This window comes from uncultured Photobacterium sp., from assembly GCF_947502415.1.
In the GTDB taxonomy this organism is placed as follows: domain Bacteria; phylum Pseudomonadota; class Gammaproteobacteria; order Enterobacterales; family Vibrionaceae; genus Photobacterium.
Genome location: NZ_CANMZV010000021.1, coordinates 44,007 through 59,954, shown reverse-complemented (window position 1 = coordinate 59,954; position 15,948 = coordinate 44,007). Strand labels below are relative to the sequence as shown.

Genomic DNA, 15,948 nt, shown 5'->3' with positions numbered 1-15,948 from the left:
CCCCGCTTTATCGCTTCTGGAAAATATTAGTACAGTCGCTTAGCTTCCGCGACGTCCTTCACGTGCTCAATCCGTTTTAGTACCCGGCTTAACACTTCCAAATCCGTCAGTTCAAGATCAAAATCCATGATGGACATCTGTTTTTTGAAATCGATCCTGCTCTTCATGCCTGACACCTTAACTTTTTCGTTGGCGAAGGTGTTAGTCAGATCCTTGATAAGACCGTTGCGCTCTGATGCCGTTACCCGTACAGTGATATTGTAATTGCCGACAAAACCGCCGCCCCAGACCGTATCGATGATCCGCTCCGGAGCAACATGGCGCAATTCATCAAGCTGCTCACAGTCACAACGGTGGACGGAAATGCCCCGCCCCTGAGTAACAAAACCCTGAATATCATCGCCCGGAATTGGCTGGCAACAACGGGCCAGGTGGGTCATCAGGTTATCGACCCCTTCAACCACCACCGCATCACGTTGCGGCTTCTTAGCTGCGCCTTTAGCGCCGGCTTCGGTCAGTTTTTCCAGCAGCTGCTGATCTTCTTCCTCAGCCGTCGGCTTGTTCACCAACGCATTGATATGGTTGATGACCTGGTTGATACGCAAATCACCACTGCCGATACCGGCATATAGTTCAACCGGCGAATTCACATTGAAACGCTTGAGAGCATAGGCCTCGGCATCTTTTAGCGTGGCGCCGATTTTCGCCAGCTCGGCTTCAAGAATTTCCCGACCAGCCGCAATATTCTTGTCACGATCCTGCTTACGGTACCAAGCATGAACTTTTGCCCGCGCCCGGCTGGAAGTGACAAAGCCAAGGTTCGGGTTCAGCCAGTCGCGAGATGGGTTCGGCTCTTTCTGGGTGATAATTTCTACCTGATCCCCCATCTGCAAACGGTAGGTGAACGGTACAATACGACCTTCCACCTTAGCCCCGATACAACGGTGACCGACTTCAGAGTGGATATGGTAGGCAAAATCCAGCGGTGTCGCATCCAGCGGCAAATCAACCACATCGCCTTTCGGAGTAAACGCATAGACGCGATCGTCAAACACCTGACTACGAAGCTCTTCAAGCATTTCGCCGGAGTCTGACATCTCCTCCTGCCAGGCAAGCAGCTTGCGCAACCAATTGATTTTTTCATCGTAGGAAGAGCGCGCGCCCCCCGAAGACGAGCCGCTTTCCTTGTATTTCCAGTGCGCAGCTACACCCAGTTCGGACTCTTCATGCATCTGCTTGGTCCGGATCTGGATTTCTATCGTCTTGCCTTCCGGCCCCAGTACCACGGTATGGATAGACTGGTAACCATTCGGCTTCGGATTGGCCACGTAATCATCAAATTCTTTCGGCAGATGACGGTACTTGGTATGCACGATACCGAGCGCGGCATAACAGTCTTGCAGCTCCTCGGCAATGATCCGTACCGCACGAACATCAAACAGTTCGTCAAACGCCAAGCTCTTTTTCTGCATCTTGCGCCAGATGCTGTAAATATGCTTCGGACGCCCATGAACCTCGGCACGAATATGCGAGGCCTTCATCGACTCATCCAGATCGGCAACAAAACGCTCAATGTACTGCTCACGGTCAATCCGCCGCTCGGAAAGCTGCTTGGCAATTTGCTTGTAAGTCTTCGGGTGGTTGTAGCGGAAAGCGTAATCCTCGATTTCCCACTTCAACTGACCGATACCCAGGCGGTTTGCCAGTGGCGCATAAATATTGCCACACTCTTTTGCCGCCGCCCGGCGGATCTCATCCGGATCGTCTTTTACCTCACGCAGATTGCAGATCCGCTCTGCAAGCTTAATCACTACGCAGCGGAAGTCGTCCACCATCGACAGCAGCATACGACGAATATTATCTACCTGGGCCGATTGGGCCGCACCTTCGGTCGTCGCATTAAGCTGACCGATCGCCGCCATCTGGCTGACACCGGTCACCATCTGCAAAATCGTGTTGCTGTAATCTTCCTTGAGCTGCTCAGGGTCGTACAGTCCCGCCTCCACCAGCGGGAACAGCAGGGCAGCCACTAAGGTATCCTTGTCCATACTCAAGGTAACAAGGATTTCCACCATTTCGCGGCCACGCCACAGCAATAGCGGCGCTGACTCTTCCCCTGTCGTTAATTCGATACATCGCTGATAGGCCAGCAAAATATGCTTCGACATCTTGGCATCCTGCTTCAGGCTTTCAACCCAAGATGACGGCTCAAATGTATCATTTTCCTTTAAATGCGCACCGCGAACTGCGACCATTTCTCTTTCCTGTTTTCTCTAACCGTGATTAAACACTATTCTTTGTGCCCAGATTATTTTTGGTAAACAGGGCCATTGATTCTAGATGGCCGGTATGCGGGAACATATCCAGCATTCCCAACCGTTCCAACTGATAACCTTGTTTTAGCAACATCTGGCTATCCCGTGCCAATGTTGCTGGGTTGCATGACACATACACGACCCTTTCCGGAGCCAGGTTCACGACATGCTGCATCACGCCGGCTGCACCGGCACGAGCGGGATCGAGCAAAATTTTATTAAATGGTTCTTGTGCCCAACCCATGGTAGTCACATCCTGCTCGAGGTTAGCCTGATAAAATGAAGCATTTTCCAGCTTATTTATCAATGCATTATCAGTAGCACGATGCACCATTTCGTCAACACCTTCAACACCGACCAGCGATTTTGCCCGTTTTGCCAGCGGCAAGCTAAAGTTACCCAAACCACAAAACAGATCCAGTACCCGGTCCTGCGGTTCAACCGTTAGCCAGTCCATCGCCTGCTGTACCATCTGCTTGTTAACATCCCGGTTGACCTGGATGAAATCTTTCGGAGAGAAGTAAAGCTTCATCCCGTCCAGTTCATAATACGGAGCTTGGCCAGAAATTCTATCAATAGAATCCGATGTTGGGGCTAAATACAGGATAACATCGTACTGCTCGGCGAACTGACGAAGCGAGGTCATATCTTTGTCGGAAAACGATTGCAGATGGCGGATCAGAACTACCCTGCCGTTATCAGCTTCCACCAGCTCGACATGACCCAAGTGCTTCTGCCCTTTCAGCTTACCAAGCAGGCTACGTAGCGGCGGAAGCAACTCATTAAGCGATTGGGCCAGTACCGGACAATGCTCGACATCAACAATCTCCTTGCTCTGCTTACGACGGAAACCGAACTGCAGCTTTCCGCCTCCCGGCTTAATACTAAAGCGCGAGCAACGGCGATAGTGATGCTCGCCACCGGTGATCGGTGCTTCAAGGGCAAATTCCTGTTGCTTATCGGTTGCTGCAAACTTACTCATTAACTCAATCAGAGCCTGCTGCTTAGCTTCAACTTGTCCAGGATGGGATAAATGCTGCAAGTTACAACCGCCACACTGGTCATAGATAGGACAATGGGGTTTAATACGCGCCTGGCTATCGCTTAGGCGCTTAATTACTTTGGCACGCGCGTATTGCTTCTTGTCTTCCGTTAACTGCACCAGCGCCTTTTCGCCCGGCAACAAGCCATCGACGAAAACCGGTTTCTTGTTGAGATGACCAATTCCTGCGCCGAGATGATCCAGTCGGCTGATAAGGATTTCTTTATGCTTGGTATCGGTTACTTTTCGTTTTTGGGGCTTAAAAAAGCGTGCCATAGTGTTTTGACTCACGGAACAGATAAACCAAACTGAGTGACCTTGTCAGCAGTTTGGTATTAGTTGATTGTCGAACAGCCTTAGTTTCATTAAGCTAACGGCCACAAATGGACGACAATTCTCCCACAGAATCGCATTCTTGTAATTAAGATAACAATGACCAAATATGGACTCCGTGCCAGGGTCTTCACCCTGACATTAGCACCTACGCTGATTATTGGCCTACTGCTGAGCGCATTTTTCACCATGAGCCGCTATCGGGATCTTGAGCATCAGCTCATCTCAACCGGTGCCAGTATCATCGAACCTCTTGCGATTTCAACCGAATATGGGATGACAGATCACAACCGTGAAGCCGTCCGCCGTCTGATCAGTTACGCCCACCGCAAACATTCTCAGATCATCCGCAGCATTGCTGTCTTCGATGCCAACAACGAGCTGTTCGTCACTTCGAACTTCCACCGTAATTTCGAAGCCCTGATGTACCCGGATGATCAGCCGATCCCGTTGCTACTGGAAACCCGGCTCAATAAGAACTCACTGATCTTAAGGGCTCCAATCCTGAAAGAGGGCCAGTTCAACAACCCGTCTTATCCCGGCTACCGGGCTGAAGCATTGGGATACATCGCACTGGAACTAGATTTAAGCGCCCTGCGCCTGCAGCAATACCAGGAAGTATTCACCGCGCTGATGGTACTCCTGCTAGGCCTGAGTTTGTCATCACTGTTTGCCTACCGTCTGATGAAAGATGTAACTCGGCCGATATCCCATATGGTCAGCGTGGTTGACCGGATCCGGCGCGGCCACCTAGATGTTCGAATTGAAGGCCAACTGCTCGGCGAGCTCGACACCCTGAAAAACGGGATCAATGCGATGGCAGTTTCGCTGTCGGAATACCATATAGAAATGCAACAGAGTATCGACCAAGCAACGTCAGACTTACGTGAGACGCTTGAGCAGCTAGAAATCCAGAACGTTGAACTCGATATTGCTAAAAAACGCGCCCAAGAAGCAGCCCGGGTCAAATCCGAGTTTCTGGCTAATATGTCGCATGAATTGCGTACCCCGCTGAACGGTGTCATCGGCTTTACCCGCCAGATGCTGAAAACCCGCCTTAGCACAAGCCAGCAGGATTACCTGCAAACTATCGAAAAATCAGCCAACAACCTGCTGACGATCATCAATGACATCCTCGACTTCTCGAAATTAGAAGCTGGCAAATTGCTGCTGGAAAACATTCCGTTCGACTTTACTGAGTCACTGGACGAGGTCATGAAACTGTTGGCACCAAGCGCCCACGAGAAAGGACTGGAGCTGACACTGAAAGTCGACAACCGGATCCCGACCGGGTTGATTGGCGATCCATTGCGCATCCAGCAGGTGCTAACCAACCTGATCGGTAACGCCGTGAAATTTACCGAGCGCGGCAACATTGATGTCTATGTCGAGCTCAAAACCGACAAAGACGAAAATGTCGAGTTACAATTCATGGTCCGTGATACAGGTATCGGTATTTCCGAGCGCCAGCAGGCGCAGCTATTCCAGGCCTTCAGCCAAGCTGACGCCAGCATATCACGCCGCTACGGCGGTACCGGCCTCGGCCTTGTGATCACCCAGAAACTGGTTACTCAGATGGGTGGCGAAATCAGCCTGACCAGCCGCCTGCACCAAGGTTCGACCTTCTGGTTCAGCCTTCGTCTGGCCAAAACCGATCTACCCGTTTCCCAGCCGATCGACACCACCTCGCTGACCGACAAAAAACTACTGTTGATCGAGCCGAACATGCAGGCAGCCTCAGTGATCCAGCAACGCCTGATCAAGGCAGGCCTCCATGTAACATACCGCTCAACCATGCCGGACGATGCCGAGCACCACCACTTCGCCCTGCTCAACCTGACACCAGGCGAACAGCCGCCAATCGCTAGCCTGTTGGATATGGTATTCAAAGCCGAACAATTGGCAGACAAAGTGATGGTCAGCCTGCCAACTACTGAGTTGGCGCTGTCCGAGCGACTGGTCAACGCTGGAGTTACTGCCTGCCTGCCTAAACCGCTAGCCCATCGCAAGTTGCTTGAATCTTTGATTAGCGAGCCTGATATGCTGGGTGAGCCGGAACCGCAACTGCCGGAGCCTGCCGACACCATTTTGCCGCTGACCGTCATGGCTGTCGACGATAACCCAGCGAACCTCAAGCTGATTTCAGCTCTGCTCAGTGAACGGGCAGAAACGGTGATCACCGCGACAGGCGGCCGCAAGGCAGTAGAATACGCACACCAAAAAGCATTTGACCTGATCTTCATGGATATCCAGATGCCGGAAATGGACGGCGTCACCGCCAGCCAGGAGATCCACAAAACTGAACTCAATCACACCACACCGGTGATTGCGGTTACTGCTCATGCGATGGCTGGAGAACGGGAACGCCTGATCAATGCCGGCATGGACGACTACCTGACCAAACCTATCGAAGAACATATCCTGCAACAGATCCTAGCCAAGTGGACCCACCCGCAAGATGCAGGCCCTAACCAACCAATGGCCGAGGAAACCGCAGTAACAAAAACGCCAGCTCCAGCCATAGATAGCAATGTGAGCTGGGATTGGGATCTCGCCCTTAAGCAGGCGGCCGGCAAAGAAGATCTTGCTAAAGATATGCTGCAAATGCTGCTCGACTATATGCCCGAAGTCGAAATGCTGGTCAACGAAGCGCTGGATGGCAAGCATATTGAGCTATGGCCACCAATCCACAAGCTACACGGCAGCTGCGCCTATAGCGGCGTCCCTCGCCTGAAGAACCTGTGTTACACCATTGAAACCGAGCTAAAAGCTGAAGCCCCAATTGAAGACATCGAACCCGAACTGTATGAACTGATCGACGAGATGAACAATGTGGTAAAAGCGTCGAAGGCGTATCGGCATTAGAAGTGCGAAGGGTGAGTTTCAAAGATTGAAGTTCAAACAGCGAGAAAAAGAAAGGCGAGCTTAAAAAGCTCGCCTTTTGATTTTATTCGGTCCCAAGTACCTAGGATTCAAGAATCACGGTTGCCACGGCGTATTTTTTTTCATCCGCAATGGTCAGGTGGACATGGTTGGTTCCCATGGCATTGGCAAGCTCAGCCGCTTTGCCCGACAGCGTAAGGAGCGGCTTACCCAGCTCGTCATTGCTGACCGTAAAGTCATGAAAACTGACACCGCAGGCGATACCGGTGCCAATAGCTTTAGAAGCGGCTTCCTTGACCGCAAACCGCTTGGCCAGATAGCGCCCCTTCAGCTTCAGGCTATGGAATATTTCCAGCTCGGACGGTGACAATACCCGCTCGGCAAACGCATCACCAGAACGGGCATAGACCTTCTCTACCCGCTCAATATCAGCAATGTCGGTTCCCAAGCCCACGATGGCCATTAGCGACGCGCTTCCAGCATAATTGCTTTCATATCGGCAACGGCTGTTTGCAAGCCGTCGAAAGCCGCACGGCCGATGATCGAGTGACCAATATTAAGTTCATACAACTCAGGCAGCGCTGCAATCGGCTTAACATTGTGGTAAGTCAGGCCATGGCCCGCATTAACTTTAATACCCTGATCATTTGCATAACTTGCTGCCGCAGCAATCTTTTTCAACTCATCCTGCTGGGCTTCTTCGGTCTCGGCATCTGCATAGTGACCGGTGTGCAATTCAATGTACGGCGCACCACAAGCAACGGCTGCGTCAATCTGTTCACGATCAGCATCAATAAACAGTGAAACTTTAATCCCTGCTTCAGACAACTTTTGGGTTGCTGTCTTAATTTTTTCCAGCTGACCCGCTACATCCAAGCCGCCTTCAGTCGTTAATTCTTCACGCTTTTCTGGTACCAGACACACGAACTCCGGCTTAGTTTCCAGCGCTATCTTGACCATCTCATCAGTCACAGCCATTTCCAGGTTCATTCGGGTCTGGATCGTTTCGCGCAAAATACGAACATCGCGATCTTTGATATGGCGGCGGTCTTCACGCAGGTGAACGGTAATACCGTCAGCACCAGCTCGCTCTGCCACCTCTGCCGCATGAACCGGATCAGGGTAACGAGTACCTCGGGCGTTACGCAAAGTTGCAATATGATCGATATTCACGCCGAGTAAGATGTTATTCATTTTCCGGTACTCCTTCCTCTAGGGATAAATAATTCCCTGCTTTTTAATGGTTTGCCGCCAAGATACGGCTTCAAGGCTATGCGTGTAAAGCGTTTTGCAGCCCGAAGTTGTTCCGGAGTTTCAAAACGCCGGGCAGCAATCGCTTTTAGCTGGTTTCCGCGGAATGACAACTGCCCAAACACCATAGAGGCAATAAAGCCCTTTTGCTCACGGTAGTTGTAGGTCATGTCGTCTTCGACCGGTAAGCCACTGCCGACACAATGAAGAAAATCAATGCCGTAACCAAGATGCTGGAGCAAGGCCAGCTCAAAACGTCGCAATGCCGGCTCTGGATTATCCGCTTGCGCTAATTCTCGCAGCACATTCAGATAATCCAGAAACAACACTGGATAAGGAGTGTCATTTTCCAATACCCGCGCCAGTAGTTCGTTGACATACATCGCGGAATACAAAATATAGCTGCGCATAGGCAGACCGATACTGATCGGTTCGGCATGAGTCAGAACTGGCATGGAACCACGACCAGACCATTTCATAAAAAGTGGAGTGAAGGGCTGAAGTGCCCCTTTAAGATTGGAGCGCTTACGGCGCGCTCCTTTCGATAATAGCGTTATACGGCCTGATTCCTCACTGAAGACATCAAGAATCAGGCTCGTCTCGCTATATGGACGAGTATGAAGGACAAAACAGCGTTGTAGCCCCTCCATGGTGTCCCTTACAGGTCGTCAATATAACCCAGGCTTCGCAATGCACGTTCGTCATCAGCCCAGCCAGATTTCACTTTAACCCAAAGTTCCAGATACACCTTACGCTCGAACAGTTCTTCCATATCAATACGGGCTTCACGGCCAATGACTTTCATTTTTTCGCCATTCTTACCAATCACCATTTTCTTCTGGCCTTTACGCTCAACCAGAATCAATCCATTGATATCAAAACCGTTCGTACGTGGGTTGTAATCAAAACGCTCGATTTCGACCGTTACCGAATATGGCAACTCATCACCCAGAAAACGCATAAGCTTCTCACGGATAATTTCCGATGCCATAAAGCGCTGGGAACGGTCCGTCACATACTCTTCAGGGAAGTAGTATTCACCTTCAGGCAGATGCTGGCGTACGATCTTCTCAACCGCATCGACATTCGTGCCATGCTTAGCCGAAACCGGAACAACATCGACAAATTCCATCTTGCTCGATAGCTCTTGCAAGTGTGGGAACAGCTCGTGTTTATCTTTGACGTTATCAACCTTGTTAACCAACAGCACTGTCGGCAACTGACTCTTCGCCAGCTTGTTCAGTACCATCTCGTCATCTTTGGTCCACATGGTGCCGTCAACAAGAAACAGTACCAACTCAACATCAGTCAGTGAGCTGCTTGCTGCACGGTTCATCAAGCGGTTAATGGTACGCTTTTCTTCAATGTGCAAGCCCGGGGTATCCACGTATACCGCCTGATAACCATCACGGGTATCAACGCCCATGATGCGATGGCGAGTAGTCTGTGGCTTACGCGAGGTGATTGACAATTTCTGGCCAACCAGACGGTTCAATAGCGTCGACTTACCGACATTCGGTCGGCCGACAATGGCAATAAAGCCGCAATGTTGCTTATCTGTCATGATTCCAACTGCTTAAGCGCAATCTCTGCTGCTGCCTGCTCTGCCTTGCGCCGACTGCCGCCCATACCAATAACAGGCTTATCCAGGCCTGTCACTTCGCATTGTACGGTAAACTCTTGATTGTGAGCTTCACCGTGAACCTTAGTTACAGTATATGCCGGAAGCGGCAAACGACGTCCCTGCAGGCACTCCTGCAGACGCGTCTTCGGATCTTTCTGATTGATACCCGGTTGAATCGTATCTAAACGAGACTGATACCAGTCCAGCACGATCTTACGTACGGCCTCAATATCGCTATCAAGGTAAATCGCACCGATAATCGCTTCAACACAGTCCGCCAAAATTGAGTCACGGCGGAAACCGCCACTCTTAAGTTCGCCCGGACCAAGCAGCAGGTGATCACCCAGTTCGAATTCACGACCCAGCTCAGCCAGTGTTTTACCGCGAACCAAAGTGGCACGCATGCGGCTCATATCACCTTCGTCTACCGTTGGGAAGCGATGATACAGGTCGTCCGCGATAACGAAACTCAAGATCGAGTCACCCAAAAATTCCAGGCGTTCGTTATGGGTTCCGTTGGCACTACGGTGAGTCAGTGCCAACGTCATTAAATCAATATTATTAAATTGGTAGCCCAGCTTACGCTGCAGCCTATTTGCAGGAGATGTCATTTTATCCCGATCAGTTTATGCCACCGATGCGACTGAAACGCACACCGGTAGGAATCCAAGATGGAAGTGCGCTATCAGCACCACGTTCAAACTCAAAGCTGATCCAGATCCCGACCGCCTTACCAACCAAGTTGGCTTCAGGCACAAAGCCCCAATAACGGCTATCTGCACTGTTATCGCGGTTATCACCCATCACGAAATACTGGCCTTCCGGTACCACCCACTCGCTCATGCCCGGACGTGGCTGATAAGACAGTGTACGGTCGCGCTTAAGTGGATGAACAAGAATCTGATGCTCTTGCTCGCCTAATTTTTCGTTAAATTGAACCAAACGTGTCATGCCTTGGCTAAACTCGCTGTCGGTCATGCCCTCCAACGGAACAGGCATACACTCAGCAATGCCTTTAGGTGCAACACAAAGCTGCTTATGGGCACTGTAGCGAACAGTATCGCCCGGCATACCCACTACACGTTTGATGTAGTCAATTTGTGGTTGAGGCGGAAATTTAAAGACCACAATATCACCACGCTCTGGCTCGCCGGTTTCTACCAACTTATGACGGAAAACCGGATCACGCAGGCCATAGGCGTATTTCTCAACCAGGATGAAATCCCCCACGAGTAACGTCGGCATCATAGAGCCGGATGGGATCTGGAACGGCTCATAAATAAATGAGCGAAATACCATAATTAGCGCAATCACCGGAAACATCGAACTGGCTGATTCCACCCAGCTCGGTTGCGGTGCTACGGCTTGTAGGGTCTCAGCATCGACTTGATCGCCAGCATTTGCGGCTGCCATTTCAATTTTCAATTGACGTTTCGGTGCCCAGATAAATTTATCCAGAGCCCAAATGATCCCAGTCACCAGCGTCGCCAGTACCAGAATTAGCGAAAAAGTATTTGCCATTTTAATCCCTAATAAATGTAACAGTGCAGCAAGTTAACCTTGCTGCACCGCTCATTGCCAATTGCTTCAGAAAACCGAAGTTAGCTCCAGTTATTGCAATGCATACTGAGGCAATAACAATGAGTAAAGTAGTTACTTACTTGTCTTTTCCGACATGCAGAATAGCCAGGAACGCTTCCTGTGGCAGCTCGACGTTACCGATCTGCTTCATACGCTTCTTACCTTCTTTCTGCTTCTGTAGCAGTTTCTTCTTACGACTGATATCACCACCGTAACACTTGGCAATAACGTTTTTACGTAACTGCTTAACGGTTGCACGGGCAATAATCATACCGCCAATCGCTGCCTGAATCGCGATATCGAACATTTGACGAGGAATAAATTCTTTCATCTTGTCGACTAAATCACGGCCACGACCATGAGCGTTGTCTTTGTGGGTAATGATCGCTAGCGCATCAACACGCTCACCATTGATCATTACGTCAACACGTACCATGTTCGACGCTTCGTAACGCTGGAAGTTGTAATCCAGTGATGCATAACCACGCGAGGTAGACTTCAGACGGTCAAAGAAATCCAGTACCACTTCAGACATCGGAATATCGTATGTCAGGGCAACTTGCTTGCCGTGATATACCATATCCACCTGTACACCACGCTTTTCAATACACAAGGTAATTACGTTACCAAGGTACTCAGATGGTACAAGGATATTACAGCGAGCAATTGGCTCACCGATGATTTCGATATCGTTCACTGCTGGCAGCTTGGACGGGCTATCGACGTAAATCGTTTCACCGTCGGTTTTCTCGACTTCGTATACTACGGTTGGTGCTGTGGTAATTAGCGCTAGGTTATATTCACGCTCTAGACGTTCTTGGATGATCTCCATGTGAAGCATACCCAAGAAGCCACAACGGAAACCAAAGCCTAGTGCCGCAGAGCTTTCTGGCTCATAAAACAATGACGCATCGTTCAGACTTAGTTTGCCAAGTGCATCACGGAAGTTCTCGTAGTCATCTGAAGAGACAGGGAACAAACCAGCATAAACCTGAGGTTTCACTTTTTGGAAGCCCGGCAATGGTTCTTCACAGCCATCTTTCGCTAGCGTGATGGTATCACCAACAGGTGCGCCTAGGATGTCTTTAATACCACAAACAACCCAACCTACTTCGCCGGTATTCAGTTCAGTCGTATCAATTTGTTTTGGTGTAAAGATACCAAGACGATCAATGCCCCATACCTGACCAGTACTCATCATTTTGATCTTAGCGTTTTTCTTCAGTGAGCCGTTTTTCACTCGAACCAAAGAAACAACACCCAGGTAGTTATCAAACCATGAGTCAATAATCAGCGCTTGTAGTGGTGCATCGGGATCACCTTCTGGTGCAGGAATCGCAGTAACGATGTTTTCAAGAACATCTTCAACACCCAAACCGGTTTTCGCAGAACAGCGCGTCGCTTCTAGTGCGTCGATACCTACGATATCTTCAATTTCTTCTGCTACACGTTCAGGATCGGCTGCAGGCAGGTCGATTTTATTCAAAATCGGCACTACTTCCAGTTCCATCTCAATGGCGGTATAACAGTTAGCTAGGGTCTGAGCTTCTACACCCTGACCCGCATCAACCACCAGCAAGGCACCTTCACAGGCAGCCAGTGAACGAGATACTTCATAGGAGAAATCTACGTGTCCCGGTGTGTCGATAAAGTTAAGTTGATAAGTCTCACCATCTTTCGCCTTATAATCGAGCGTCACGCTCTGGGCTTTGATGGTGATACCGCGTTCGCGTTCAAGATCCATGGAATCCAGAACCTGCGCTTCCATTTCACGATCGGAAAGGCCGCCGCAGACTTGGATTAGACGGTCAGATAAAGTCGACTTACCATGGTCGATATGTGCAATAATCGAAAAGTTACGAATGTGCTTCATGAATTGGCGTGACTAACTCGTGATTAAAAATGAATGGGATCTACAGATCAAGTTGGCAGATTCTACCGAATTTCACCGCTAGTCGCTATCTTTCGATGCGGCATTTATCACCCTATCTTTCTGAATAGGATTACCAAGCACCCGAATAAGGTCTGGCTTATAGGCGGAAAGACCTTCCATACGCCTTGCCAGGCGACGCGCCAGCAGCAAACCGATCGCCGCGCTCACCGTGGAAGTCAGGATAACACCCAGCTCACCGCTATCGGCTAAATCGACAAACCACCACTGTCCAAGAACTGCTCCCAAGATCAAGAATAGCAAAGGCAGCACATAAACCAGCATCGCCGAGTGCAGCATGCTTCGCTCCGACAAGCCAATTTCCACGACGTCGCCGAGTGTCACTTGGGTTCGGGTAGGTATTTTTACGAGATGACTGCGGCCCGGTATCGCTTTACTGACAATACCAGTTCCGCAACTGTCACGGGAAGCGCAGTGACCGCAGCTTGTCTGCTGCTGACAGCTAACCGTGATGGCGCCGGGTTCAACCGCCACCACAGTTGCAAGTGAACGCATCATTGTGTGTTTTCTCCTGCCGAATTCACGGCTCCGGCGCTAAACGCAACGGATTCTGCCACACGCCGTGCCGTAGCCGGCGGAATGTCCCCGACGACAGTCACTTCTTTATCTTTCATCAGGTGGCTATGCAATGTCCGACGTCCTTGGCGAACCAGCTGTTCGCGGACAGTAAAGCTATCAGCCGCCGAGACATAAATAGAGAAACTGAACAAACCATCAGAAAACATTTTGCTCTCCACCGGACGCTCGGTCAGCATCAGGCGGTGACGATTACGGGAAACCGACTCAAAACCCTGCGGCAACCAGTTAACCTGCCAGCCTAGATTCGCCTGAGGCTGTGGCGGCAACTGTACTACTGCCGGCAACTCGACTGTTTTCAGGCTTTGCAGGACTTCTCCTACCTTCGGATTCACAACGTACGATACCGCGCGGTACTGCTCCAACGGCTCACCATCACGATCAAGTAAATCAGCCCTCATCACCAATTTGCTACGGGTATCAATCCAAAGCAAGTAGGAATAGCGTGCGCCATCCTTAGGAGCAACGCGCACTACATCACAGGCAACGCCGGCCTCGCGGGCCCGCCCCATCGGGATAAAGTCATAGTAACCGGCCAGCGCATCAATGTCCGATTTCATAATCGGCGGCAATGGTGCCACCATTTTGTTACTGTCAATTGTGAAAGGGTCGAGACCCGGTTCGAAATAGCTGACCTCGTTACCTCGCTGGATCACCTCTCGCGGTGGCCCACTGAGATAAATAAGGTGCGCATACACTTCGCCATTTTGTACTGCATGACGATAGCGTAACGGTTCAATACTATTTTTCTTAATTAGTATGTAGGACAGCTCATAGCTGAGCTCCCGGCTAGCCTTGTCCATTTGATGCAACAAAGCCTCGGCCGAAGAAACAGGCTCTTCAGCAGAGGCTTGCAATGGCACCATCAGGCTGACCAGTGTCATCACACCGACCAGAATTTTTCTCATTTATCCGCCAGATCAGTTTGTTTCAAGCAATGTTTTATCAATACTGCCATCTTCGGCATTCAATCGCAGCTGCAATTCATAATCCTGAAGCATCGCGTTAATACGGCGACGTTGTTCCATCACTTGAGCTTCACTCGGTGCATTATGATTGTTAGAGCGAACAGAATCCCGTGTCAGACTAACAGGTTCGGCAGTACCGGAAAAAGGAATGGTCTGAAGAACCGGAAGTTGTGAGTCAGCCGGTGAATTCACCACACTGTCACCATTATACTGCTGTACGCCAACAATCACGGCCAGTGATACACAGGCAGCCATCGTCACCTGACCAAACTGAGTCAGCCAAGTCGGCATCGTGCGCCTGGCCTGCAGAGGTGTCGGTTGGGCCTCAACCGCCTCTCGTACACTCGATAACTGAACGACCGGTGCCGGTTCCGTCTCAGTCAAGCCCGTATGTGCTGGCTCATTTTCCAGCGCCATAGCGACACTTGCAGCAATATCCCAATCCTTGTTCTGCGGGGCTTCTCCTCGCATCACATCACCAATCAGGTTGAAGCTCTGCCACGACTGCTGGCAGTCGTCATCAACCGCCAACGCATTGATAATGCTCTGATCCAGCTCTTCGCCATCTAATAATGCCGAGATTTTTTCTTTATCAGCCATTTTTTTCACCGTTTGGCTTTACACTTATCGCTGCATGAGGGGACGAATCCGTTTTTCGACCGCCTCCCGTGCTCGGAAAATTCGTGATCTTACCGTACCGACCGGGCAACCCATCACTTCTGCAATTTCTTCGTAGCTCAAACCGTCCAGTTCGCGCAAGGTAATTGCAGTTTTCAGATCATCCGGTAATGCTTCGATGGTACTGAAGACTACCTGCTTCAATTCATCAGACAACATTTGGTTCTCAGGGTTCGATATTTCTTTCAAGGCATTGCCACTTTCGTAGTATTCAGCCTCTTCCGCATCAACATCACTCGCCGGTGGACGACGCCCCTGAGCTACCAGATAGTTTTTCGCCGTATTCACGGCAATTCGGTACAGCCATGTATAAAACGCACTTTCCCCACGAAAAGTAGGCAAAGCACGATACGCTTTAATAAACGCTTCCTGAGCAACATCCGGCACATCACCGGAGTTGTTGACATAACGAGCCACCAGATTACATACCTTGTTTTGGTATTTTACTACCAACAAGTTAAATGCCTGCTTGTCACCACGCTGTACCCGCTCAATTAATACCTGATCAGTTTGCTGCTCGCTCATTCGAGCGTGTACTCCTATGTCTGTCTTGCACTCGTAATTTCGTACCCGCCTCGCTAATAAATAACCATTTAAGGGATTATCATCAAAAAAGCGATGCATTGCGCTTCTGCCATGTAAAGCTCAATCAAAACAGAGTCGTACGAAAATATGAGCATGAGCACTATCTAAGACTCGGGTATAGATACAAAGTTCCCGGGCATAAAGAAATTATTTCTCATTAA

Annotated in this window: 14 protein-coding genes; 1 reads left to right on the top strand and 13 read right to left on the bottom strand. The window is 50.0% G+C overall.

Translation table 11 applies throughout. From position 1 onward, the window contains the following. Positions 1 to 26 precede the first annotated feature (26 nt). Positions 27 to 2,255: a GTP diphosphokinase gene (gene relA / locus Q0852_RS18690; RefSeq protein ID WP_299020587.1), complete on the bottom strand. Its 2,229-nt coding sequence runs from the start codon at positions 2,253 to 2,255 to the stop codon at positions 27 to 29. A gap of 28 nt (positions 2,256 to 2,283) precedes the next feature. Next, positions 2,284 to 3,633: a 23S rRNA (uracil(1939)-C(5))-methyltransferase RlmD gene (gene rlmD / locus Q0852_RS18685; protein ID WP_299020585.1), complete on the bottom strand. Its 1,350-nt coding sequence runs from the start codon at positions 3,631 to 3,633 to the stop codon at positions 2,284 to 2,286. 156 nt (positions 3,634 to 3,789) lie between these two features. On the opposite strand from rlmD, the gene barA reads away from it, so the two are divergent. Next, positions 3,790 to 6,555 carry a two-component sensor histidine kinase BarA gene (gene barA / locus Q0852_RS18680; RefSeq protein ID WP_299020583.1) on the top strand — a complete coding sequence of 922 codons (2,766 nt, stop codon included), beginning with the start codon at positions 3,790 to 3,792 and terminating at the stop codon, positions 6,553 to 6,555. 100 nt (positions 6,556 to 6,655) lie between these two features. Here the strand turns inward: barA and acpS are convergent, their stop codons facing one another. From acpS to rpoE, 11 genes are all read right to left on the bottom strand, one after another. After that, positions 6,656 to 7,036 (bottom strand): holo-ACP synthase, encoded by a 381-nt coding sequence (gene acpS / locus Q0852_RS18675; protein ID WP_299020581.1) that lies wholly within the window; start codon positions 7,034 to 7,036, stop codon positions 6,656 to 6,658. Continuing rightward, positions 7,036 to 7,767 (bottom strand): pyridoxine 5'-phosphate synthase, encoded by a 732-nt coding sequence (gene pdxJ / locus Q0852_RS18670; protein ID WP_299020579.1) that lies wholly within the window; start codon positions 7,765 to 7,767, stop codon positions 7,036 to 7,038. The genes acpS and pdxJ overlap by 1 nt, the downstream gene beginning before the upstream one ends. Then, positions 7,764 to 8,474 (bottom strand): DNA repair protein RecO, encoded by a 711-nt coding sequence (recO, locus tag Q0852_RS18665; RefSeq protein ID WP_299020577.1) that lies wholly within the window; start codon positions 8,472 to 8,474, stop codon positions 7,764 to 7,766. The genes pdxJ and recO overlap by 4 nt, the downstream gene beginning before the upstream one ends. Before the next feature lie 8 nt (positions 8,475 to 8,482). Then, positions 8,483 to 9,388, bottom strand: coding sequence for a GTPase Era (era, locus tag Q0852_RS18660; protein ID WP_299020576.1), 906 nt, complete (start codon positions 9,386 to 9,388; stop codon positions 8,483 to 8,485). After that, positions 9,385 to 10,059 (bottom strand): ribonuclease III, encoded by a 675-nt coding sequence (rnc, locus tag Q0852_RS18655; RefSeq protein ID WP_299020574.1) that lies wholly within the window; start codon positions 10,057 to 10,059, stop codon positions 9,385 to 9,387. The genes era and rnc overlap by 4 nt, the downstream gene beginning before the upstream one ends. Positions 10,060 to 10,069: 10 nt before the next feature. Beyond that, positions 10,070 to 10,969, bottom strand: coding sequence for a signal peptidase I (gene lepB / locus Q0852_RS18650; protein WP_299020572.1), 900 nt, complete (start codon positions 10,967 to 10,969; stop codon positions 10,070 to 10,072). 136 nt (positions 10,970 to 11,105) lie between these two features. After that, positions 11,106 to 12,902 (bottom strand): translation elongation factor 4, encoded by a 1,797-nt coding sequence (gene lepA / locus Q0852_RS18645; protein WP_299020570.1) that lies wholly within the window; start codon positions 12,900 to 12,902, stop codon positions 11,106 to 11,108. A 78-nt stretch (positions 12,903 to 12,980) separates the two neighbouring features. Then, positions 12,981 to 13,478 carry a SoxR reducing system RseC family protein gene (locus Q0852_RS18640; RefSeq protein ID WP_299020569.1) on the bottom strand — a complete coding sequence of 166 codons (498 nt, stop codon included), beginning with the start codon at positions 13,476 to 13,478 and terminating at the stop codon, positions 12,981 to 12,983. After that, a complete protein-coding gene (gene rseB / locus Q0852_RS18635; protein WP_299020568.1) occupies positions 13,475 to 14,464 on the bottom strand; it encodes a sigma-E factor regulatory protein RseB in 990 nt (329 codons plus the stop codon). Before rseB ends, Q0852_RS18640 begins: the two co-directional genes overlap by 4 nt. Positions 14,465 to 14,476: 12 nt before the next feature. Further along, complete coding sequence (locus Q0852_RS18630; RefSeq protein WP_299020567.1) at positions 14,477 to 15,124, bottom strand: RseA family anti-sigma factor; 648 nt, start codon at positions 15,122 to 15,124, stop codon at positions 14,477 to 14,479. 24 nt (positions 15,125 to 15,148) lie between these two features. After that, positions 15,149 to 15,727, bottom strand: a complete 579-nt coding sequence (rpoE, locus tag Q0852_RS18625; RefSeq protein ID WP_299020566.1) for an RNA polymerase sigma factor RpoE — start codon at positions 15,725 to 15,727, stop codon at positions 15,149 to 15,151. Positions 15,728 to 15,948: the final 221 nt, after the last annotated feature.

Excerpts from the sequence above, each read along its gene's own strand:
- relA (WP_299020587.1), bottom strand. The coding sequence starts at position 2,255 with ATGGTCGCAGTTCGCGGTGCGCATTTAAAGGAAAATGATACATTTGAG.
- rlmD (WP_299020585.1), bottom strand. The coding sequence starts at position 3,633 with ATGGCACGCTTTTTTAAGCCCCAAAAACGAAAAGTAACCGATACCAAG.
- barA (WP_299020583.1), top strand. The coding sequence starts at position 3,790 with ATGACCAAATATGGACTCCGTGCCAGGGTCTTCACCCTGACATTAGCA.
- acpS (WP_299020581.1), bottom strand. The coding sequence starts at position 7,036 with ATGGCCATCGTGGGCTTGGGAACCGACATTGCTGATATTGAGCGGGTA.
- pdxJ (WP_299020579.1), bottom strand. The coding sequence starts at position 7,767 with ATGAATAACATCTTACTCGGCGTGAATATCGATCATATTGCAACTTTG.
- recO (WP_299020577.1), bottom strand. The coding sequence starts at position 8,474 with ATGGAGGGGCTACAACGCTGTTTTGTCCTTCATACTCGTCCATATAGC.
- era (WP_299020576.1), bottom strand. The coding sequence starts at position 9,388 with ATGACAGATAAGCAACATTGCGGCTTTATTGCCATTGTCGGCCGACCG.
- rnc (WP_299020574.1), bottom strand. The coding sequence starts at position 10,059 with ATGACATCTCCTGCAAATAGGCTGCAGCGTAAGCTGGGCTACCAATTT.
- lepB (WP_299020572.1), bottom strand. The coding sequence starts at position 10,969 with ATGGCAAATACTTTTTCGCTAATTCTGGTACTGGCGACGCTGGTGACT.
- lepA (WP_299020570.1), bottom strand. The coding sequence starts at position 12,902 with ATGAAGCACATTCGTAACTTTTCGATTATTGCACATATCGACCATGGT.
- Q0852_RS18640 (WP_299020569.1), bottom strand. The coding sequence starts at position 13,478 with ATGATGCGTTCACTTGCAACTGTGGTGGCGGTTGAACCCGGCGCCATC.
- rseB (WP_299020568.1), bottom strand. The coding sequence starts at position 14,464 with ATGAGAAAAATTCTGGTCGGTGTGATGACACTGGTCAGCCTGATGGTG.
- Q0852_RS18630 (WP_299020567.1), bottom strand. The coding sequence starts at position 15,124 with ATGGCTGATAAAGAAAAAATCTCGGCATTATTAGATGGCGAAGAGCTG.
- rpoE (WP_299020566.1), bottom strand. The coding sequence starts at position 15,727 with ATGAGCGAGCAGCAAACTGATCAGGTATTAATTGAGCGGGTACAGCGT.